Source organism: Geobacillus lituanicus (genome assembly GCF_050994965.1).
Classification (GTDB): Bacteria; Bacillota; Bacilli; order Bacillales; family Anoxybacillaceae; genus Geobacillus; species Geobacillus stearothermophilus.
In genome coordinates, this window is the sequence record NZ_CP194773.1 from 530185 (window position 1) to 550803 (window position 20619).

At 53.0% G+C, this 20619-nt stretch carries 17 protein-coding genes, 7 tRNA genes and 3 rRNA genes; 24 read left to right on the plus strand and 3 right to left on the minus strand.

Annotated elements, in window-relative coordinates:
• Window positions 1-28 precede the first annotated feature (28 nt).
• The 9 genes from rplQ (at window position 29) to cwlD (ending at window position 6184) form a co-directional block, all read left to right on the plus strand.
• Complete coding sequence (gene rplQ, locus ACR1UW_RS02650) at window positions 29-391, plus strand: 50S ribosomal protein L17 (protein WP_033017237.1); 363 nt, start codon at window positions 29-31, stop codon at window positions 389-391.
• Between the two features lie 118 nt (window positions 392-509).
• The gene (locus ACR1UW_RS02655) at window positions 510-1349 is read left to right on the plus strand and encodes an energy-coupling factor ABC transporter ATP-binding protein (protein ID WP_033008690.1); all 840 of its coding nucleotides are present in this window, start codon (window positions 510-512) and stop codon (window positions 1347-1349) included.
• Window positions 1325-2197 (plus strand): energy-coupling factor ABC transporter ATP-binding protein, encoded by an 873-nt coding sequence (locus ACR1UW_RS02660; protein ID WP_033008692.1) that lies wholly within the window; start codon window positions 1325-1327, stop codon window positions 2195-2197. Before ACR1UW_RS02655 ends, ACR1UW_RS02660 begins: the two co-directional genes overlap by 25 nt.
• Window positions 2190-2987 carry an energy-coupling factor transporter transmembrane component T family protein gene (locus ACR1UW_RS02665; RefSeq protein ID WP_033008694.1) on the plus strand — a complete coding sequence of 266 codons (798 nt, stop codon included), beginning with the start codon at window positions 2190-2192 and terminating at the stop codon, window positions 2985-2987. The genes ACR1UW_RS02660 and ACR1UW_RS02665 overlap by 8 nt, the downstream gene beginning before the upstream one ends.
• 12 nt (window positions 2988-2999) lie before the next feature.
• Window positions 3000-3764: a tRNA pseudouridine(38-40) synthase TruA gene (gene truA, locus ACR1UW_RS02670; protein WP_033008695.1), complete on the plus strand. Its 765-nt coding sequence runs from the start codon at window positions 3000-3002 to the stop codon at window positions 3762-3764.
• Between the two features lie 227 nt (window positions 3765-3991).
• Window positions 3992-4429 carry a 50S ribosomal protein L13 gene (rplM, locus tag ACR1UW_RS02675; protein ID WP_011229651.1) on the plus strand — a complete coding sequence of 146 codons (438 nt, stop codon included), beginning with the start codon at window positions 3992-3994 and terminating at the stop codon, window positions 4427-4429.
• 22 nt (window positions 4430-4451) lie between these two features.
• Window positions 4452-4844 (plus strand): 30S ribosomal protein S9, encoded by a 393-nt coding sequence (rpsI, locus tag ACR1UW_RS02680; protein WP_033008697.1) that lies wholly within the window; start codon window positions 4452-4454, stop codon window positions 4842-4844.
• Between the two features lie 116 nt (window positions 4845-4960).
• Window positions 4961-5401: a YbaK family protein gene (locus tag ACR1UW_RS02685; RefSeq protein ID WP_237419689.1), complete on the plus strand. Its 441-nt coding sequence runs from the start codon at window positions 4961-4963 to the stop codon at window positions 5399-5401.
• Window positions 5402-5467: 66 nt separating this feature from the next.
• Window positions 5468-6184, plus strand: coding sequence for an N-acetylmuramoyl-L-alanine amidase CwlD (cwlD, locus tag ACR1UW_RS02690; protein ID WP_429882191.1), 717 nt, complete (start codon window positions 5468-5470; stop codon window positions 6182-6184).
• A 239-nt stretch (window positions 6185-6423) separates the two neighbouring features.
• On the opposite strand, the gene ACR1UW_RS02695 is transcribed toward cwlD, so the two are convergent.
• A complete protein-coding gene (locus ACR1UW_RS02695) occupies window positions 6424-8082 on the minus strand; it encodes an IS1634 family transposase (protein ID WP_429903820.1) in 1659 nt (552 codons plus the stop codon).
• A 245-nt stretch (window positions 8083-8327) separates the two neighbouring features.
• Between ACR1UW_RS02695 and salA the strand changes: the two genes are divergently transcribed.
• Window positions 8328-9344 carry an iron-sulfur carrier protein/transcriptional regulator SalA gene (gene salA / locus ACR1UW_RS02700; protein WP_033008706.1) on the plus strand — a complete coding sequence of 339 codons (1017 nt, stop codon included), beginning with the start codon at window positions 8328-8330 and terminating at the stop codon, window positions 9342-9344.
• Window positions 9345-9448: 104 nt separating this feature from the next.
• Here salA and gerD read toward each other — a convergent pair whose 3' ends face one another.
• The gene (gene gerD / locus ACR1UW_RS02705; protein ID WP_498934471.1) at window positions 9449-10072 is read right to left on the minus strand and encodes a spore germination lipoprotein GerD; all 624 of its coding nucleotides are present in this window, start codon (window positions 10070-10072) and stop codon (window positions 9449-9451) included.
• Between the two features lie 149 nt (window positions 10073-10221).
• Between gerD and ACR1UW_RS02710 the strand changes: the two genes are divergently transcribed.
• Window positions 10222-10827, plus strand: coding sequence for a KinB-signaling pathway activation protein (locus ACR1UW_RS02710; RefSeq protein ID WP_033008717.1), 606 nt, complete (start codon window positions 10222-10224; stop codon window positions 10825-10827).
• Window positions 10828-10965: 138 nt separating this feature from the next.
• Here ACR1UW_RS02710 and pdaB read toward each other — a convergent pair whose 3' ends face one another.
• The gene (pdaB, locus tag ACR1UW_RS02715; protein ID WP_498935234.1) at window positions 10966-11721 is read right to left on the minus strand and encodes a polysaccharide deacetylase family sporulation protein PdaB; all 756 of its coding nucleotides are present in this window, start codon (window positions 11719-11721) and stop codon (window positions 10966-10968) included.
• A gap of 502 nt (window positions 11722-12223) precedes the next feature.
• Here pdaB and ACR1UW_RS02720 point away from each other — a divergent pair.
• The 13 genes from ACR1UW_RS02720 (at window position 12224) to sigW (ending at window position 20615) form a co-directional block, all read left to right on the plus strand.
• Window positions 12224-13782, plus strand: a 16S ribosomal RNA gene (locus ACR1UW_RS02720).
• Window positions 13783-13930: 148 nt separating this feature from the next.
• Complete coding sequence (locus ACR1UW_RS02725) at window positions 13931-14059, plus strand: hypothetical protein (RefSeq protein WP_268760403.1); 129 nt, start codon at window positions 13931-13933, stop codon at window positions 14057-14059.
• Window positions 14054-16981 (plus strand): 23S ribosomal RNA (locus tag ACR1UW_RS02730). Before ACR1UW_RS02725 ends, ACR1UW_RS02730 begins: the two co-directional genes overlap by 6 nt.
• Window positions 16982-17224: 243 nt before the next feature.
• Window positions 17225-17341: ribosomal RNA gene (gene rrf, locus ACR1UW_RS02735) — 5S ribosomal RNA — on the plus strand.
• The 16S, 23S and 5S rRNA genes sit together here with 4 tRNA genes alongside, the layout of an rRNA operon.
• 252 nt (window positions 17342-17593) lie before the next feature.
• Window positions 17594-17668: transfer RNA gene (locus ACR1UW_RS02740), tRNA-Asn, on the plus strand.
• 7 nt (window positions 17669-17675) lie between these two features.
• Window positions 17676-17751, plus strand: a tRNA-Thr gene (locus tag ACR1UW_RS02745).
• A gap of 9 nt (window positions 17752-17760) precedes the next feature.
• Window positions 17761-17832, plus strand: a tRNA-Glu gene (locus ACR1UW_RS02750).
• Between the two features lie 107 nt (window positions 17833-17939).
• Window positions 17940-18014 (plus strand) — tRNA-Gln (locus ACR1UW_RS02755).
• A gap of 567 nt (window positions 18015-18581) precedes the next feature.
• Window positions 18582-18657: transfer RNA gene (locus ACR1UW_RS02760), tRNA-Lys, on the plus strand.
• Between the two features lie 4 nt (window positions 18658-18661).
• Window positions 18662-18733, plus strand: a tRNA-Gly gene (locus ACR1UW_RS02765).
• A gap of 5 nt (window positions 18734-18738) precedes the next feature.
• A tRNA-Ala gene (locus ACR1UW_RS02770) sits at window positions 18739-18811 on the plus strand.
• 140 nt (window positions 18812-18951) lie between these two features.
• Entirely contained in the window at window positions 18952-19851 is a 900-nt protein-coding gene (gene rocF / locus ACR1UW_RS02775) for an arginase (protein ID WP_498934473.1), read from the plus strand.
• A gap of 200 nt (window positions 19852-20051) precedes the next feature.
• Window positions 20052-20615 carry an RNA polymerase sigma factor SigW gene (gene sigW, locus ACR1UW_RS02780; protein WP_498934475.1) on the plus strand — a complete coding sequence of 188 codons (564 nt, stop codon included), beginning with the start codon at window positions 20052-20054 and terminating at the stop codon, window positions 20613-20615.
• Window positions 20616-20619: the final 4 nt, after the last annotated feature.

Genomic DNA, 20619 nt, shown 5'->3' on the forward strand with positions numbered 1-20619 from the left:
ACATCATTTTAAAAGGGAGGGACATTTGATGTCGTACAGAAAACTAGGACGCACGACTTCTCAACGGAAAGCATTGCTTCGCGATTTAGCGACAGATTTAATCATCAATGAACGCATCGAAACGACGGAAGCGCGAGCAAAAGAATTGCGCGCGGTTATCGAAAAAATGATCACGCTCGGCAAACGCGGCGATTTGCATGCCCGTCGTCAAGCAGCGGCATTTATCCGCAAGGAAGTCGCCAACAGTGAAACCGGCCAAGATGCACTGCAAAAGCTGTTCAGTGACATTGCGCCGCGCTACCAAGACCGCCAAGGCGGCTATACACGCATTATGAAACTTGGTCCTCGCCGCGGAGACGGGGCGCCGATGGTCATTATTGAGCTCGTGTAACGGTTTCATTTCAACAAGGGCGAGACAGTTTCGTTTGAACTGGATCTATGCCCTTTTTTTGTTTACCATCATTTAGCAAGGCACGGCCGGAAACGTGCCAAGGCGAGGAGAAACAATCATGGCCGAACCGATCCTTTCGATCGAAGGAGTGTATTTCCGTTATCCGAATCAATCGGAGTATGCAGTGCAAAACGTGAGCTTCCAGGCCGGACGCGGGGAGTGGCTGGCGATTGTCGGCCATAACGGATCCGGCAAGTCGACCGTTGCCCGGCTGTTAATCGGTTTGCTTCGGCCGGAGCGGGGCGTCATTCGCCTGTTTGGGCGCCCTCTCGATGAAACGACCGTCTGGGAGGTGCGCCGGCGCGTCGGCATGGTGTTTCAAAATCCAGATAACCAATTTGTCGGGACAACTGTCGAGGATGATATCGCCTTTGCCCTTGAAAATAATGGTGTTCCGCGCGATGAAATGATTGAGCGCATCCGTGAAGCCATCCGCCTGGTGCATATGGAGGCGTTTCTCGAACACGAGCCGCACCGGCTTTCCGGCGGGCAAAAGCAGCGTGTCGCTATCGCCGGCATTTTGGCGCTTCACCCTGATATGATCATTTTGGATGAAGCGACATCGATGCTCGACCCGCGGGGAAGGGAAGAGGTGCTCGAGACGGTTCGCCGCTTGAACCGGCAACAGCGCATTACAGTATTGTCGATCACGCACGATTTGGAGGAAGCGGCGAAAGCCGACCGCATCATCGTGATGAACAAAGGTGAGGTCATGGCGGAAGGGACGCCGGAGCAAATCTTTCGGCTTGGGGGCAAGCTCGAGCGCATCGGCCTTGATTTGCCGTTTGCCGTGAAAATGGGCAGCCGTTTGCGGGAACAAGGCATTCCGCTTCGTTCCGCACACTTGACGACGGAGGAGTTGGTCGAAGAGCTATGGACATTGTATTCGAAAAAGTAGAACATGTATACAATGCCCGTTCGCCGCTCGCCCGCCGGGCGCTGTATAATGTGAATGTGTCGATTCCCAGCGGGGCATACGTCGCCATCGTTGGCCACACCGGTTCGGGCAAATCGACGCTCCTTCAACACTTAAACGGCTTGCTGCAACCGACAAGCGGCACGATAAAAATCGGCGATGAGATCATCACCGGCGACAAGCGGCCGAAGCAGCTCAAACCGCTGCGCAAAAAGGTTGGGATTGTGTTCCAATTTCCGGAACACCAGTTGTTTGAGGAAACGGTCGAGAAGGATATTTGTTTTGGCCCGCTTAATTTCGGCGTTTCCGAAGAAGAGGCGAAACGGAAAGCGCGAGAGCTTATCAAACTAGTCGGGCTCAGCGAGGATGTGTTGGCCAAATCGCCGTTCGATTTAAGCGGCGGGCAAATGCGGCGCGTCGCCATTGCCGGCGTGCTGGCGCTTGAACCGGAAGTGCTGGTGCTTGATGAACCGACCGCTGGGCTGGACCCACGCGGGCGGAAAGAGATTATGGAGATGTTTTACCGTCTTCATTGCGAAAAACGGTTAACAACGGTGCTCGTGACTCATAGTATGGAAGATGCCGCCCGCTATGCCGACCAAATCATCGTCATGCATGAAGGGACGGTGTGGGGGCAGGGAGCGCCGGAAGAGGTGTTCCGCGATGCCGATCGGCTTGCCGCCATTGGCCTTAGCGTACCGGAGACGGTCAAGTTGAAGCGGGAGCTGGAAGCGCGGTTTGGGGTCGCCATTCCCTCTCCGTGTTTGACGATCGAACAGACGGTGGAGGCCATCCAGCAACTGTTTTCTAGGGTGAGCATTCATGACTAATCATTTCATTATCGGCCAATACGTGCCTGGCCATTCGCTCATTCACCGTTTAGATCCGCGGGCGAAGCTGCTGATCGTATTCGCCTATGTTTTCATCGTTTTTTTGGCGAATAATGCAGTGACGTATGCGGTGCTGTCGTTGTTTACGTTTGCTTTTGCAGCCCTGTCGCGCATCCCGCTTTCTTTCATTTTGCGCGGCTTAAAGCCGATTTTATGGGTCGTGTTGTTTACGTTGTTATTGCATGTATTGATGACGAAAGAAGGGGATGTCCTCTACCGGATTGGCGCGCTGTCCGTTTACGAAGGCGGCATTCGGCAAGGAATTTTTATTTCCATGCGATTTTTGCTCCTTGTGCTCATGACGACGATGCTGACGCTGACGACAACGCCGATTGAAGTGACCGATGGCGTCGAAAGCTTGCTTAGTCCATTGAAAAAATGGCGCGTGCCGGTTCATGAGCTCGCCTTAATGATGGCGATTTCGCTCCGCTTCATTCCAACTTTAATGGAAGAAACAGAAAAAATTATGAAAGCGCAAGCCGCCCGCGGCGTCGACTTTTCCGGCGGCCGGTTCTCTGAGCGGATGAAGGCGATCGTCTCGCTTCTTGTGCCGCTGTTTATCAGTTCGTTCAAGCGGGCGGATGAGCTGGCGACGGCGATGGAAGCGCGCGGCTACCGCGGCGGCGAAGGGCGGACGAAACTCCGCCAGCTTGCTTGGAAGCCGGCAGACACCGTGTTGTTAGCCGCTACGGCCCTGCTGGCGCTGTTGCTCTTTTTATTACGCTCATAGCGGAGGAAGGCCATGACGAGACGGATCAAATGCGTGGTAGCGTATGACGGCACCCATTTTTCCGGTTATCAAATTCAGCCGGGAAAACGGACGGTGCAAGGCGAGATTGAGGAAGTGCTCAAACGGATGCATAAAGGGAAAGCCGTGCGTGTAACGGCTTCCGGGAGGACGGATGCCGGGGTTCACGCCTATGGGCAAGTCATCCACTTCGATACGGCGCTTGTGCTTTCTCCTGAACAGTGGAAAAGAGCGTTAAACGCCCAGCTTCCGGACGATATCGCCGTTCGTTCGGCAGAGGAGGCAGACAGCACCTTTCATGCCCGCTTTTCGGCCAAGGCAAAAGAGTACCGCTACAAAGTGTGGACTGCCGCCGACCGCGACGTCTTTCGCCGCCATTACTGCGCGTGGCATCCATACCCGCTGCATATCGGCGCCATGGATGAAGCGCTTCGCCAACTGATCGGGACGCATGACTTTACGAGCTTCTGCTCCGCCAAAACGGAAATGGAGGATCGCATACGCACCATTTACCAGGCAGAGGTGGAAACCGACGGTTCGATGATGGAATTCCGGTTCATCGGCAGCGGCTTTTTGTACAACATGGTGCGCATCATCGTCGGCACAGTGCTTGAAATTGGCCAAGGGAGGCGGTCCCCGGCAGACATTGCAGCATTGCTTGCAGCCAAAGACCGGAGACTCGCTGGCCCGACGGCGCCGGCGGAAGGATTGTATTTATGGCGGGTGTACTATGATGATGAGTTTTTCGCCGTCAGTTGACCGGTGGTGAACACCGTGTTCGAAAGTCGTCTCACGCTTTTAGATGACAAAAAACCGGGGCGCCATAAGTGAAGACAACGAGTCCCCGTGTAACATCTTCTTGACATTGGCGTTCCGGCAAGCTATTATATCATATGGCATGTATTTTCCACGATTAGCCCCGGACAGCAATCGTGTTGAAATAAACAACTTTACTTGTTCATTTTTCTTTTTAGGAGGGAACTACATTGCGTACGACTTATATGGCGAAACCGAATGAAGTAGAGCGTAAATGGTACGTTGTCGACGCAGCCGGCAAAACGTTGGGTCGTCTGGCCAGCGAAGTCGCAGCGCTGTTGCGCGGCAAACATAAACCGACGTTCACTCCGCACGTTGACTGCGGGGATCATGTGATCGTCATCAATGCTGACAAAGTGGAACTGACAGGGAAAAAGTTAACGAAAAAATTGTACTATCGCCACAGCTTATATCCAGGCGGTTTGAAAGTGAGAACGGCGCTCGAAATGCGCACGAATTATCCGGAACAAATGATTGAACGGGCGGTGCGCGGCATGCTTCCAAAAGGCAGCCTTGGCCGTCAAATGTTCAAAAAACTGCATGTTTACCGCGGAAGCGAACACCCGCATCAAGCGCAAAAACCGGAAGTATACGAACTTCGCGGATAATTGACAAGGGAGGGTATTTATTTTGGCACAAGTACAATATTACGGTACAGGTCGTCGCAAAAGCTCGGTTGCTCGCGTCCGCCTCGTCCCGGGCGATGGACGCATCATCGTCAACAAACAAGACATTCGTGAATATATTCCGACAGAAGCGCTTATCGAAATGGTAAAGCAACCGCTTGTACTGACAGAAACGCTCGGCAGCTACGACGTGTTGGTGAACGTTCACGGCGGCGGATTTGCCGGCCAAGCGGGCGCCATTCGCCACGGCATCGCCCGCGCGTTGCTTCAAGTCGATCCGGAATTCCGCACCGTATTGAAGCGCGCTGGCTTGCTGACGCGCGATGCCCGCGTCAAAGAGCGGAAAAAATACGGGCTCAAAGGCGCCCGCCGCGCTCCGCAGTTCTCGAAACGTTAACCGTGTTGTCCAACCCAGCCAGTTTGGCTGGGTTTTTTGCTTATTTCTGCCTTTGGCCCGCGCGCATGTTTGCGTTCGATCGTTAAACACTACATCGTAAAGGAGCGTGAAACACGATGACAGTCATCACTTCATTCGCGGAAAAAAGGCAGGAAAAGCAGCTCCGCTATGAGCGGAAAATGCTGCGGGAGTTGTCGCTGGAGAAATTGCGGGCCAAAGTGTTGGAACATTTTGCCTCTTTCTATCAAATGTACCGGATTTTCCCATCTACTGTTGAGGAAGACTGCATTGACCTGGCCATTGAAGCGTATTTGCTCGGCGCCCATTACAGCCGGTTCGGCTATTATGGGGAGTCTGTGGACAGCGTGCGCCGACGTTGCGCGCAAGAGGAGAAATATTTAATTGACACACTTTTTGATTTTCTCTGCTTTTGGGGCAACATCGACGACGATCTGCTCGGCCAGTCGCTCTATTACGCCTGCGAGCAATATATCGTCGGCTGGTGGACCGAAGGGTTTGAACGGGGAAAAAAACGGCGCCGCCTAAAACTTCACTGAATAAGTTCTATTCCCGCCCCTTGTCCCATATAAGATAGAGAAGGGAAACGCGCGGGAGGAGAAACGATGAAAGAAAAATGGAAGTGGCTTGTCGCCTTTACCGCGGCTGCCATTGCGGGAATTTTGTTATTTCCGTCTTTATTTTCTGATCTGACCTCAACAAAACCGTGGAATCTCCCATTGTCCGGGCGAATTATCGTCCTAGACCCCGGCCATGGCGGGCCGGATGGCGGGGCGGTCGGCGGCGAGGTGCTGGAAAAAGAAATCGCGCTCAACGTCGCGAAAAAATTGCGGGACTACTTGCAGCAACAAGGAGCGCTCGTTCTGATGACGCGAGAGACAGACCGCGATTTGGCCAGCCCGTCCACGCGCGGCTACAGCCGGCGGAAAACGGAAGATTTGCACGAACGAACATCATTCATTAACCATTCCGATGCGGATTTGTTTATCAGCATTCACCTCAATGCCATTCCATCCCCGCGCTGGCGGGGGGCACAGACGTTTTATTACGGCTCGCTCATCGAAAATGAGCGGCTCGCCAAATTCATCCAAGCCGAGTTGCGGCGCAACTTGGAAAACACCCACCGGGTAGCGAAAATGATTGATACCGTTTATTTGCTAAAGCATGCCAAAAAGCCCGGAGCGCTCGTTGAAGTTGGATTTTTATCGAATCCGGACGAGCGGGAGCTGCTCGCCTCTGACCATTACCAGACGAAACTCGCCGCCTCGATTTACAAAGGAGTGCTGCGTTACTTTTCGAACGAACCTACCCCTCGCGAATAGCGAGGTTTTTTATCGTCCCGAAGCGGGAAAGGCCCTGCTTCCAAGCGGGGAAGAACGGCCAAGGCGAGAGAACCGTTCTCCCCCGTCCAAAAGCGCGCCATCGCCATTCATCTCACATTTCGCACCCTAACAAGGTCAAAACAAAGGATTTTTTATTTAGTTTTTCAGAATAACTTTTTGACCAACACGACGAGCGATGGCAATCCTTTTTTTACCATCGCTGGTCGTTCCGTATGACGTTACACGTAAATGCTCTCATCCAGCCCCAACCCCTGCAGAATCCTTCGTTGTTCAGGGGTGAGGGAGCGATCCAGTGAGCGTTGGATGCGTCCATCCGGCAGCTCCAGGAGGACGACGTTCACATATTGAAACAGCTGGAAAATCGCCTGCCCCGTCGGTCGGGTCAGCTTGCGGCCTCCGGCGCCCTTTAATGGGTGTTCGGGTGTGATGAACTGGCGCACTCGGCGCTGAAAAACGCGGTAAATCGCCAAGGCCAACAGAAACAAATAGCCTAATACTGCGACCCGTTCTGGTTTTTTGACGTAAATCTCATCCGTGAAAAACGGATCTTTCAAAAAAGCGAAGTTCATTTCCACCGAGATCTGCCCTTTATACAGCTTCAAGATCTCTTGGGCATCCATGGGTTGGCCCTTCCATTCCTTCGGAACGGTCGTGACAAGGACAAACCGGGACGCTTTCCGTCTTGCCTGTTCCCACGCGTCTTGGTCGAATTCGACGTCAAGGTGCAAGAAATACAGCGTCTCCACCTCGGGTTCCGCCCCTTTTTTCGGCCGTCCGCGCCGTTTTTTCAGGCGTACGGTCTCTTCGACCGCGGCCTCAACCCGATGAAACCGGGGGCGAAGGGACGCCTTGAGGGACGCCAAGGCTTGTTCGGCATCTTCCCGGCAGGAGAAGGGGTGACGCTCCCAACGGGCTTGTTCCTCGCGAAGAAGCTCCGCTTCTTTGGTTCGTTCTTTTTCAAGCGTCTTTCCTTTTCGCTGGTCGAGCGCACTCGATTCGACGACGATCAGCCGAACGGGGTGGCCTTCATAGGTGGAGGATGTTTCCCATACCCGATACGTGGCGCCGTTTCTCTCCGCCAGGGTAAAGGGTTCGCTCCACGGGATGTGAGGCGAATCGGCCTCCGCTAATGCCCGTTTCACGATCCGAAGCGACGAAGGGCCTCGGGTGATCAAAAAGGCGTTGGCCGCTTTGGTTTGCGCCAGAGTGTCTTTTGTCATCGCGGCGGAATCGGCCACGTAAATCCATTCGTCTTCCATCTTGGCTTGTTTGAGCTGTTCGTGGACACGGGACAGCACCTCCGGATTCCACGTTTTGTCAGGCAGGTTGCCGTCGTGCACATCGCCGTAAAACGGGATGCCGTCCTCGTTGCCGACCAGTCCGAAACCGATCTGTTTTTGCCAACGATGATGGCGGTTATAGCCATGTGTGATCTGCAAAGCCTCTAATGAGGCCGATTCATACGCGCCGTAAACGGTCTTGTCCGTCGTATCGGCGTGGAAGGCTCGGAGGGAAAGGCCTTCTTTGCGATAAATATGAATCAAGCAAGTGCTGATGACGTTGTGAATGCCAGCCTCATACAGGCGATCGAGATGACGGGCCAACGCATCGTCGTTCAACCAGGAAGGATGGAGATCGGGACGGATGAGTTTCTCACAATCGACCTCCTGAGCCCAATGTTCCAAGTGAACAAGGGCTTGCCGGCCGTCAAACAGATTGTAGATGATGGCCTGAACGGCATCGCTGACTCGAGTCTGGCACTGTGGATCAACGGGAACGAGATGGTCAATCAATTGGGGCAGGCCCAGTTTCTTGAATAGGGCACTTATTATATTCAAATAATCATTACGATAGACCTTTTTGACTTGAACGTTCATGAGAGAAAAACTCCTTCACTTTCCTTGTGTGTCAAGGATTCATTCGACATCGGAACGAAAAAATCCTCCCGATTTTCGTCGAGAGGGTGCGAAATGTGAGATTCATACATCTGAAAAGAACACTCAATGTAACGAATGTCGAAAAGCCGGGACAGGCAGGGGGACGAAATGGAAGCCATCTGGCGGTTTATGGTATAGTAAATATATAAGGGAACTATTGATTTGAAAAAGGGTTGGTGAATACGATGCTGACGGAAAACGAAGTGCGAGCCATTCTTGAAAACATGAAAGACCCGTTTTTAAACAAGACCTTTAAGGAAACAAACGCCATTCAAGAAATTAAAATTAAGGAAGAGAAAAACCATGTCAGCGTAAAGATCGCGCTTGCCAAAACCGGCACGCCTGACCAACTGCGCGTGCAAACGGCGATCGTCCAGCAGCTGAAAGAGGCTGGCGCCGCATCCGTCGGCTTGCGGTTTGCCGAACTGCCGCGCGAAGTGGTTGAGAAATATAGCGACAATCCGCAAAAAACGACGTATATCGCCATCGCCAGCGGCAAGGGCGGCGTCGGAAAATCAACGGTTTCCGTCAACTTAGCGGTCGCGCTCGCCCGGCTTGGCAAAAAAGTCGGGTTGATCGACGCCGATATTTATGGGTTTAGCGTTCCAGACATGATGGGAATTACTCAGCGTCCGACAGTGCGGGGCGATAAAATCATCCCCGTCGAGCGGTTTGGGGTGAAAGTCATTTCGATGGCCTTTTTCGTCGAGGACAATGCTCCGGTCATTTGGCGCGGCCCGATGCTTGGAAAAATGCTGAACAACTTCTTCAAAGAAGTTGAGTGGGGCGACTTGGATTACTTGCTGCTCGACTTGCCTCCAGGCACCGGCGATGTCGCGTTAGACGTGCACACGCTTTTGCCGTCATGCAAAGAAATTATCGTCACCACTCCGCACCCGACCGCCGCGTTTGTCGCTGCCCGCGCTGGGGCAATGGCGCTGCGCACCGACCACGAAATTATCGGTGTCATTGAAAATATGTCGTATTACGAAAGCCGGAAAACGGGTGAGCGGGAATACGTCTTTGGCAAAGGCGGCGGGGAAAAGCTGGCAAAGGAGCTGAACACGGAGTTGCTCGGGCAGCTGCCCCTTCAGCAGCCGGACTGGAACGATGATGATTTCGCTCCGTCCATTTACGCCGAAGATCATCCGATCGGAAAAATTTATATGGATATCGCCCGCAAAATAGCGGAGAAATATTAAGGGGAATAACGAAAAAGGTGTCCGATGGCGCGGAACCGCATTGCATCGCCTGCTCTTTGGAACGTTGCGATCCCGTCCCCCGCCGGACACCTTTTTTTGATTGATTATCCTCCCCCGCCTTGTTGGTTGCCTCCGCCGCTTTCTTCCCCTTCTCCTCCTTCCCCTTCTCCTTGTTTTTCAGCGCCTTGTTGGAGCGATTCCGCCGCTTTTGTCAGCATATCTTGAATTTTGGCTTGGTACAGCGGGCTGTTTAGCGTTTCTGTAACTACCTTTTGCAAGTGTTGGCGGAACTCTTTGCTTTTGACTACTTCGATCATGGCCTTTTCCATTTCTGGATCTTTTAAAATGTCCATCATCATCTGTTGATAGTCGGGATCCTTCATCAGCGCTTTTATCATTTTTTCATGTTCCTTTTGCAGTCCCTTGGCAAAGCTTTCGGCAAATTTCGGGTCTTTTAAAGCGGTTTCCCAAAATTTTTTCCCTTGTTCCGATGTCAGCACCTTTTCGAGTGTATCTTTCACAGCGGCTTGATCCATCACAAGTTGCTGCTTCATCTGATCTTCCGACATAATATCTTGAATCGCCTTTTTCCCCTCGTCGGTTTTTAAAATGTCAACAACCATCTTTTTCGTTTCGTCATAATCCGGGGGAGGGGGGCTGGTTTCTTGAGGGGCACAGGAACCAAGAATGAGAAAACTGAGCAAGAGGAGCGGTAGGCATTTGTTCATGAAAGTGAGCTCCTTTCTGCAAAAATCCCTCACCTTTAATATGAATGTTGGGGAAAAAAATATACATGGGGGAGATCGGAGCTGGCTTTTTCACAAGGGCGCTGGTAAAATGGTAAGCGGGTTATGCTGAAACGATGGAGGATGAAGCTGTGAACAGCCGCAAATGGGTGCGTTTATTTTTGACCACGCTGCTGATCGGCGGAATCGCGACAGCAGCCGTCGGGATAGTTTTGAATTGGAAAGAGTTTGGACATCTCCTTGTACGTTTCGAGGTCATTGAATTTCTTGCCGTATTGCTTTGGCATGTCGGCGTCGGCTTTATTTTCAGCGTCATCAGCCAGGCGGGCTTTTTTGCCTATTTGACCGTCCATCGGTTCGGACTTGGCATGTTCCGTTCCCTCTGGAACGCTGTCCAGCTTGTTTTGATCATGTTCGTGCTGTTCGATCTAGTCTATTTCCGCTACATGGTGTTTGCGGATAAAGGCGATTCGATCATCCCGTATGTATTGACCGCCTTGTTTATTTTGGCGGTTGGCTTAGCCGTTGCCTACATAAAAAGCGCGCAGACGAACAAAGGGGCATTCGTCCCGGCGCTGTTCTTTATGGTCGTGGTAACGGTGATTGAATGGTTTCCCGTTTTGCGCATCAATGACCGAGACTGGTTATATTTGATGCTGATTCCGTTACTAGTATGCAATGCATATCAACTTCTTATACTGCATAAATTGACAGGCGGCGCAGGATCGTCCGCGTAAAGCGCCGCCTGTTCTTTTTTGTCGGGCCGCTCATTCTAAAAGGAAACATGATCAGGATATCATCCAACTGCAACGGCCATGCTAAAGTCTTGAGGGAAGGCTGGCGGCTTTTAGGCGAAAACCCGCCTCCCGCCCTTTTTAGTCGATCCCTTTGCTTTCTGCTTTACCGTTGGCCAGCAGCTCAGAGAGGCTGGCGTTTTTATAGCCGTTTTCTTTCATGGCTGCAATAATTTTCGGCAGCGCCTTTGCCGTTTGTTTGGCCGAGTCGGACGCGTGAAGGAGCACAATATCGCCCGGCTCCAAATCGCTTGTGACGTTGGCGACAATTTGCTCTGTGCCGGGATTCAGCCAGTCCTTCGAGTCAACGCTCCAATGCACAACCGTATAGCCGAGAGACTCCGCAACTTTTAGCACCTTTTTGTTAAAATTCCCTCCCGGGGGGCGCAGCAACTCGACGTTTTTCACACCTAACATGTCGAACACTTTCTCCGCCATCATTAAATCTTGGCGGATTTTAGCGTTCTCGAGTTCTGCATAATTGACAAAATTATACCCCATGCTGCCGATTTCATGCCCTTCCTCTTTGATCCGCTTTACGACGGACGGATGGCGTTCAGCCCATGAGGCTGATAAAAAAAAGGTTGCGTTTTTAATCCCGTGTTGCTTCAATACGTCCAAAATTTTTTCCGCGTTCTCATCCCCCCAGCTAATGTCAAACGTCAATGCCACCTCATCGCGGTCATTGTCCACCTTGTACACGGCCTTAGGCCCAGAGGAAAGCGAAAACACGGGTCGGTTCATTTCATAAGCGTATAGGATGACCGCAGTGAAAAAAGCAGAACAAATAATAATGAGAGCTTTTTTCAATGTCCGCCCATTTAGTGCGTAAAACATGGCTTCCATCCCTCCCTAAACAGTTGTCCTATGTACATCTTATGCGGCGGTCTATGGCGGTTATGAAACATAATTGCCACTCCTTGGCGCCAGAGTAGGCAAAAGCGGGGGTGGGGATAAACATGGATTGGGATCCGCAAACTTCCTAAAAATATTATCTTGCATTTTTGGAGGTAAAGTGGTATATTTTTAAACGTCGCTGTTCGGAAAAGCAGTTTGGCAACAGCGAAGCAAAAAAGTGGTTGACATCAAAAAAGTGTTATGATAATATAAAAGAGCTGTTTGCAAAGGGAAATTTACAGCGTTCCTTGAAAACTGAACGAAACGAAGCGCGACGAAAAGCGGAGGTCCGCGGGTCGCCGCGACGGGCAAATGTTCTTCGCCTGCAAGGGTGCTTGCACCCGGAAGGCGAAGGTTATTTGACCCCGAGCGGCGGCGGACCGAAGCTGGACAATACGAAAAGCGGAGGTCCGCATGGGCCGAAGCAAAAGCCAATCAACTTTCTTTGGAGAGTTTGATCCTGGCTCAGGACGAACGCTGGCGGCGTGCCTAATACATGCAAGTCGAGCGGACCGGATCGGGGCTTGCCTTGATTCGGTCAGCGGCGGACGGGTGAGTAACACGTGGGCAACCTGCCCGCAAGACCGGGATAACTCCGGGAAACCGGAGCTAATACCGGATAACACCGAAGACCGCATGGTCTTCGGTTGAAAGGCGGCCTTTGGGCTGTCACTTGCGGATGGGCCCGCGGCGCATTAGCTAGTTGGTGAGGTAACGGCTCACCAAGGCGACGATGCGTAGCCGGCCTGAGAGGGTGACCGGCCACACTGGGACTGAGACACGGCCCAGACTCCTACGGGAGGCAGCAGTAGGGAATCTTCCGCAATGGGCGAAAGCCTGACGGAGCGACGCCGCGTGAGCGAAGAAGGCCTTCGGGTCGTAAAGCTCTGTTGTGAGGGACGAAGGAGCGCCGTTCGAAGAGGGCGGCGCGGTGACGGTACCTCACGAGAAAGCCCCGGCTAACTACGTGCCAGCAGCCGCGGTAATACGTAGGGGGCGAGCGTTGTCCGGAATTATTGGGCGTAAAGCGCGCGCAGGCGGTCTCTTAAGTCTGATGTGAAAGCCCACGGCTCAACCGTGGAGGGTCATTGGAAACTGGGGGACTTGAGGGCAGGAGAGGAGAGCGGAATTCCACGTGTAGCGGTGAAATGCGTAGAGATGTGGAGGAACACCAGTGGCGAAGGCGGCTCTCTGGCCTGCACCTGACGCTGAGGCGCGAAAGCGTGGGGAGCAAACAGGATTAGATACCCTGGTAGTCCACGCCGTAAACGATGAGTGCTAAGTGTTAGAGGGGTCACACCCTTTAGTGCTGCAGCTAACGCGATAAGCACTCCGCCTGGGGAGTACGGCCGCAAGGCTGAAACTCAAAGGAATTGACGGGGGCCCGCACAAGCGGTGGAGCATGTGGTTTAATTCGAAGCAACGCGAAGAACCTTACCAGGTCTTGACATCCCCTGACAACCCAAGAGATTGGGCGTTCCCCCTTCGGGGGGACAGGGTGACAGGTGGTGCATGGTTGTCGTCAGCTCGTGTCGTGAGATGTTGGGTTAAGTCCCGCAACGAGCGCAACCCTCGCCTCTAGTTGCCAGCATTCGGTTGGGCACTCTAGAGGGACTGCCGGCGACAAGTCGGAGGAAGGTGGGGATGACGTCAAATCATCATGCCCCTTATGACCTGGGCTACACACGTGCTACAATGGGCGGTACAAAGGGCTGCGAACCCGCGAGGGGGAGCGAATCCCAAAAAGCCGCTCTCAGTTCGGATTGCAGGCTGCAACTCGCCTGCATGAAGCCGGAATCGCTAGTAATCGCGGATCAGCATGCCGCGGTGAATACGTTCCCGGGCCTTGTACACACCGCCCGTCACACCACGAGAGCTTGCAACACCCGAAGTCGGTGAGGTAACCCGCAAGGGAGCCAGCCGCCGAAGGTGGGGCAAGTGATTGGGGTGAAGTCGTAACAAGGTAGCCGTACCGGAAGGTGCGGCTGGATCACCTCCTTTCTAAGGACGAAAAGCGGAGGTCGCAATGGCCAACTGTCGATACACAGCGCTTTCGTTTCGTTCAGTTTTGAGGGAACGAGTCATGTTCTCTCAATGACAAAAATCGTTCCTTGAAAACTAGATAACCGGAAAAGCGGAGGCTCGCGGGTTGCCGCGATGGGCAAATGTTCTTCGCCTGCAAGGGTGCTTGCACCCGGAAGGCGAAGGTTATTTGACCCCGAGCGGCGGCGAGCCGACGCTAGACAATAAGGAAGAAGCCGAGAGCGCTGTAGGTTAAGCTAGAAAGGGCGCACGGTGGATGCCTTGGCACTAGGAGCCGATGAAGGACGGGGCAAACGCCGAAACGCTCCGGGGAGCTGTAAGCAAGCGTTGATCCGGAGATGTCCGAATGGGGGAACCCACTGTCCGTAATGGGGCAGTATCCATGCCTGAATCCATAGGGCATGGAGGGCACACCCGGGGAACTGAAACATCTTAGTACCCGGAGGAGAAGAAAGCAAACGCGATTCCCTGAGTAGCGGCGAGCGAAACGGGAACAGCCCAAACCAAGAGGCGTGCCTCTTGGGGTTGTAGGACCGCTCATTGTGGGAGTGAGAAAGGAACGGGGTAGACGAACCGGTCTGGAACGGCCGGCCAGAGAAGGTGACAGCCCTGTAGTCGAAACTTCGTTCCCTCCCGAGCGGATCCTGAGTACGGCGGGACACGGGAAATCCCGTCGGAAGCAGGGAGGACCATCTCCCAAGGCTAAATACTCCCTAGTGACCGATAGTGCACCAGTACCGTGAGGGAAAGGTGAAAAGCACCCCGGAAGGGGAGTGAAAGAGAACCTGAAACCGTGTGCCTACAAGTAGTCAGAGCGCGTTCATGCGTGATGGCGTGCCTTTTGTAGAATGAACCGGCGAGTGACGATGGCGTGCGAGGTTAAGCCGAAGAGGCGGAGCCGCAGCGAAAGCGAGTCTGAACAGGGCGAAAAGTACGTCGTCGTCGACCCGAAACCAGGTGATCTACCCATGTCCAGGGTGAAGGCCGGGTAACACCGGCTGGAGGCCCGAACCCACGCACGTTGAAAAGTGCGGGGATGAGGTGTGGGTAGGGGTGAAATGCCAATCGAACTTGGAGATAGCTGGTTCTCCCCGAAATAGCTTTAGGGCTAGCCTCGGGATGGAGAGTGTTGGAGGTAGAGCACTGATTGGGCTAGGGGCCCTCATCGGGTTACCGAACCCAGTCAAACTCCGAATGCCAACGACTTATGCCCGGGAGTCAGACTGCGAGTGATAAGATCCGTGGTCGAGAGGGAAACAGCCCAGATCGCCAGCTAAGGCCCCAAAGTGCACGTTCAGTGGAAAAGGATGTGGAGTTGCAAAGACAACCAGGATGTTGGCTTAGAAGCAGCCACCATTTAAAGAGTGCGTAATAGCTCACTGGTCGAGTGACTCTGCGCCGAAAATGTACCGGGGCTAAACGTGCCGCCGAAGCTGCGGGATGACCGTTGGTCATCGGTAGGGGAGCGTTCTAAGGGCGTTGAAGCCAGACCGGAAGGACTGGTGGAGCGCTTAGAAGTGAGAATGCCGGTATGAGTAGCGAAAACAGAGGTGAGAATCCTCTGCGCCGAAAGCCTAAGGGTTCCTGAGGAAGGTTCGTCCGCTCAGGGTTAGTCGGGACCTAAGCCGAGGCCGAAAGGCGTAGGTGATGGACAACAGGTTGAGATTCCTGTACCACCTCCTTCCCGTTTGAGCGATGGGGGGACGCAGGAGGATAGGGCGAGCAGGCGGCTGGAAGAGCCTGTCCAAGCCGCAAGGCTGATCCGTAGGCAAATCCGCGGATTGTAAGGCCAAGCGGTGATGGCGACGGAGTCATCCGGAAGTCCCCGATTTCACACTGCCAAGAAAAGCCTCTAGCGAGGGAAGAGGTGCCCGTACCGCAAACCGACACAGGTAGGCGAGGAGAGAATCCTAAGGCGCGCGGGAGAACTCTCGTTAAGGAACTCGGCAAAATGACCCCGTAACTTCGGGAGAAGGGGTGCTCGTTTGGGTGAAGAGCCCGAACGAGCCGCAGTGAAAAGGCCCAAGCGACTGTTTATCAAAAACACAGGTCTCTGCGAAGCCGAAAGGCGACGTATAGGGGCTGACACCTGCCCGGTGCTGGAAGGTTAAGGGGAGCGCTTAGCGGAAGCGAAGGTGCGAACCGAAGCCCCAGTAAACGGCGGCCGTAACTATAACGGTCCTAAGGTAGCGAAATTCCTTGTCGGGTAAGTTCCGACCCGCACGAAAGGTGTAACGACTTGGGCGCTGTCTCAACGAGAGACCCGGTGAAATTATACTACCTGTGAAGATGCAGGTTACCCGCGACAGGACGGAAAGACCCCGTGGAGCTTTACTGCAGCCTGATATGGAATTTTGGTATCGCTTGTACAGGATAGGTGGGAGCCTGGGAAGCCGGAGCGCCAGCTTCGGTGGAGGCGGCGGTGGGATACCACCCTGGCGGTATTGAAGTTCTAACCCGCACCCCTTAGCGGGGTGGGAGACAGTGTCAGGTGGGCAGTTTGACTGGGGCGGTCGCCTCCCAAAAGGTAACGGAGGCGCCCAAAGGTTCCCTCAGAATGGTTGGAAATCATTCGGAGAGTGCAAAGGCATAAGGGAGCTTGACTGCGAGACGGACAGGTCGAGCAGGGACGAAAGTCGGGCTTAGTGATCCGGTGGTTCCGCATGGAAGGGCCATCGCTCAACGGATAAAAGCTACCCCGGGGATAACAGGCTGATCTCCCCCAAGAGTCCACATCGACGGGGAGGTTTGGCACCTCGATGTCGGCTCATCGCATCCTGGGGCTGTAGTCGGTCCCAAGGGTTGGGCTGTTCGCCCATTAAAGCGGTACGCGAGCTGGGTTCAGAACGTCGTGAGACAGTTCGGTCCCTATCCGTCGCGGGCGCAGGAAATTTGAGAGGAGCTGTCCTTAGTACGAGAGGACCGGGATGGACGCACCGCTGGTGTACCAGTTGTCCCGCCAGGGGCACCGCTGGGTAGCTATGTGCGGACGGGATAAGCGCTGAAAGCATCTAAGCGTGAAGCCCCCCTCAAGATGAGATTTCCCACCGCGTCAGGCGGGTAAGATCCCTCGAAGATGACGAGGTCGATAGGTCCGAGGTGGAAGCGTGGCGACACGTGGAGCTGACGGATACTAATCGATCGAGGGCTTAACCTAGAAAAGCGCAGGCGAGCGGTTCGCCGCGACGGGCAAATGTTCTTCACCCGCAGGGGTGCTAGCACCCCGAGGGGGAAGGTTATTTGACCCCGAGCGGCGGCGAGCCGGAGCTAGACAATGAAAAGTGAAAGCGCCCCGGCTTCTTCCGACGGTTATCTAGTTTTGAAGGAATGAACTTCCTGTTGACAAATAAAGCAGGGTGGATATAATAATTATTGTCTAAAGCAAATCGATCATCCATTGCCTAGTGGTGATAGCGGAGGGGAAACACCCGTTCCCATCCCGAACACGGAAGTTAAGCCCTCCAGCGCCGATGGTAGTTGGGGCCAACGCCCCTGCAAGAGTAGGTCGCTGCTAGGCAATGTTATTCACTTCGCAATAGCTCAGCGACGAGCTTTAGCATCGTTGAATTTACTTTGAATTTACTTTGAGTTGTCCCGACGTATCTGACTCTTTATGAATTGGCTGGCAGAGGAAGGGACACTGATTTTTAGCATGTTGGACTTTTATTTCAAATTGCCTCGACGCATCTCGCTTCCTTGAATTAGTTGGCAGAGGAAGAGGCAACAAGCACATTGAGAAGATGTGCATGACATATAGTTTATTCATCATTCCGCAATAGCTCAGCGGTAGAGCAACCGGCTGTTAACCGGTAGGTCGTAGGTTCGAATCCTACTTGCGGAGCCATTTTTATGCTTCCATAGCTCAGTAGGTAGAGCACTTCCATGGTAAGGAAGAGGTCACCGGTTCGAGCCCGGTTGGAAGCTCCATTTCTCACTGGCCCGTTGGTCAAGTGGTTAAGACACCGCCCTTTCACGGCGGTAACACGGGTTCGAATCCCGTACGGGTCACTTTCGTTCAAATCAACCGCCCTTCGAAGGGCGGTTGATTTGAAAATGTATAGCCACATTGCAACAGTGACATAATAATTACTGGATATCGAATCGTTTCACAGCGTTGGGCTATAGCCAAGCGGTAAGGCAACGGACTTTGACTCCGTGATGCGCTGGTTCGAATCCAGCTAGCCCAGCCATTATTTTTTTGTACATAAAATTTACATGCTATGGGTCATTCGTTCAGCAACGAGCGCTACATCTTCGAATTTGCTTCGAGTTGCCCCGACGCACTTGACATCTTCGAATAAGCTTGTAGAGGAAGGGGCATCGTTGTCTCGGAGTGTTATTGAACCCATGAGCCATTAGCTCAGTAGGTAGAGCAACGAGCGTTACATCATCGAGTTTGCTACGAGTTGTCCCGACGCATCTGACATCTTCGAATATGCTAGTAGAGGAAGGGACATCGTTCACTGTGAGTGTATACCTAACCATGAGCCATTAGCTCAGTAGGTAGAGCAACGAGCGTTGCATCTTCGAATTTGCTTCGAGTTGCCCCGACGCACTTGACATCTTCGAATAAGCTTGTAGAGGAAGGGGCATCGTTGTCTCGGAGTGTTATTGAACCCATGAGCCATTAGCTCAGTAGGTAGAGCAACGAGCGTTACATCATCGAGTTTGCTACGAGTTGTCCCGACGCATCTGACATCTTCGAATATGCTAGTAGAGGAAGGGACATCGTTCACTGTGAGTGTATACCTAACCATGAGCCATTAGCTCAGTAGGTAGAGCATCTGACTTTTAATCAGAGGGTCGGAGGTTCGAGTCCTCCATGGCTCACCATAGCGCGGAAGTAGTTCAGTGGTAGAACACCACCTTGCCAAGGTGGGGGTCGCGGGTTCGAGTCCCGTCTTCCGCTTGGGCGGGGCCTTAGCTCAGCTGGGAGAGCGCCTGCTTTGCACGCAGGAGGTCATCGGTTCGATCCCGATAGGCTCCATCAAGAGCAGACTGCTTGACAACCACAAGCAGTCTGCTCTTTTTTGTTATATCGGTATAAATATTCAAAATTTTGTCAAGTTGAGTCATCCCCTTTCTTTCCTCTACAATAAAGACGTAACGAAAGGAGTGGGAGACAGCATGAAGCCAATTTCAATTATCGGGGTTCCGATGGATTTAGGGCAGACACGCCGCGGCGTTGATATGGGGCCGAGCGCGATGCGTTATGCAGGCATCATCGAACGTCTGGAACGTCTTCATTACGATATTGAAGATTTGGGAGATATTCCAATTGGGAAAGCAGAGCGGTTGTCCGAGCAAGGGGATTCGCGGTTGCGCAATTTGAAAGCGGTTGCGGAGGCGAATGAGAAACTCGCGGCGGCGGTTGACCAAGTCGTTCAGCGGGGGCGCTTCCCACTTGTGCTGGGCGGCGACCATAGCATCGCCATTGGCACGCTCGCCGGGGTGGCGAAACATTATGAGCGGCTTGGAGTGATCTGGTATGACGCGCACGGTGACGTCAATACGGAGGAGACGTCGCCGTCTGGAAACATTCATGGCATGCCGCTGGCGGCGAGCCTCGGGTTTGGCCATCCGGCGCTGACGGGAATCGGTGGATACAGCCCCAAAATCAAGCCGGAACATGTCGTATTGATTGGAGTCCGTTCGCTTGATGAGGGAGAGAAGCGGTTTATTCGCGAAAAAGGAATCAAAATTTACACGATGCATGAGGTTGACCGCCTTGGGATGACGAAAGTGATGGAAGAGACGATCGCGTATTTGAAAGAGCGAACGGATGGCGTCCATTTGTCGCTTGACTTGGATGGCCTTGACCCAAGCGACGCACCGGGGGTTGGGACGCCTGTCATTGGAGGATTGACATACCGCGAAAGCCATTTGGCGATGGAGATGCTGGCCGAAGCACAAATCATCACTTCAGCGGAATTTGTCGAAGTGAACCCGATCTTGGATGAGCGGAACAAAACAGCATCAGTGGCTGTAGCGCTGATGGGGTCGTTGTTTGGTGAAAAACTCATTTAATGCATGTGAGCAAAGAGGGTTGGTTGCGGGATTCACGGATATGATGATGATTTGTTCCCGCTGTTTGTGAAAGAGGGGCTGCCATTTGTTTGGTGTCTCCTCTTTTTCAGTTGTATGATACAATAAATATGTTGCATGAAACTTTTCTTGATCGAGCGCCGTAATATACAGTAAGCCGTGAGGCGGGGGTATTGTATTTTATGGATCTATTTATTAAAAAGAGAATTAAGGCGATCCAAAAAGGGGATCAAAACGCATACGCGGATCTTGTCGATTTGTATAAGGACAAGATTTACCGCCTTTGTTATCGAATGCTCGGCAACCGGCACGAGGCGGAAGATGCGGCACAAGAGGCATTCATCCGCGCTTATGTCCATATTGATACGTACAACCCGGAAATGAAATTTTCCACATGGCTGTACCGGATTGCGACGAATTTAACGATCGATAAGCTGCGGAAACGGAAGCCTGATGTGTATTTGGATGAAGAACTAAACGGTACGGACGGATTGACGATGCAGGCGCAGCTTCCTTCCCGCGAAACATCCCCGGAGGAGGCAGTGGAAAGCCTGGAGCTGCAAGAGACGGTGCAGCGAGCGATTGAGCAGTTGCCGGAAAAATACCGGAGCGTGATCGTGTTGAAATATATGGAAGATTTGTCGTTGCAAGAGATTAGCGAGATTTTAGGGTTGCCGGTCGGCACGGTGAAAACGCGGCTGCATCGCGGCCGCGAAGCGTTGCGCAGGCAATTGGGTCATTTATAAGAGG

Coding starts and splice junctions, on each gene's coding strand:
- rplQ (WP_033017237.1), top strand. CDS start 29: ATGTCGTACAGAAAACTAGGACGCACGACTTCTCAACGGAAAGCATTG.
- ACR1UW_RS02655 (WP_033008690.1), top strand. CDS start 510: ATGGCCGAACCGATCCTTTCGATCGAAGGAGTGTATTTCCGTTATCCG.
- ACR1UW_RS02660 (WP_033008692.1), top strand. CDS start 1,325: ATGGACATTGTATTCGAAAAAGTAGAACATGTATACAATGCCCGTTCG.
- ACR1UW_RS02665 (WP_033008694.1), top strand. CDS start 2,190: ATGACTAATCATTTCATTATCGGCCAATACGTGCCTGGCCATTCGCTC.
- truA (WP_033008695.1), top strand. CDS start 3,000: ATGACGAGACGGATCAAATGCGTGGTAGCGTATGACGGCACCCATTTT.
- ACR1UW_RS02685 (WP_237419689.1), top strand. CDS start 4,961: ATGACAGTCATCACTTCATTCGCGGAAAAAAGGCAGGAAAAGCAGCTC.
- cwlD (WP_429882191.1), top strand. CDS start 5,468: ATGAAAGAAAAATGGAAGTGGCTTGTCGCCTTTACCGCGGCTGCCATT.
- ACR1UW_RS02695 (WP_429903820.1), bottom strand. CDS start 8,082: ATGAACGTTCAAGTCAAAAAGGTCTATCGTAATGATTATTTGAATATA.
- salA (WP_033008706.1), top strand. CDS start 8,328: ATGCTGACGGAAAACGAAGTGCGAGCCATTCTTGAAAACATGAAAGAC.
- gerD (WP_498934471.1), bottom strand. CDS start 10,072: ATGAACAAATGCCTACCGCTCCTCTTGCTCAGTTTTCTCATTCTTGGT.
- pdaB (WP_498935234.1), bottom strand. CDS start 11,721: ATGTTTTACGCACTAAATGGGCGGACATTGAAAAAAGCTCTCATTATT.
- rocF (WP_498934473.1), top strand. CDS start 18,952: ATGAAGCCAATTTCAATTATCGGGGTTCCGATGGATTTAGGGCAGACA.
- sigW (WP_498934475.1), top strand. CDS start 20,052: ATGGATCTATTTATTAAAAAGAGAATTAAGGCGATCCAAAAAGGGGAT.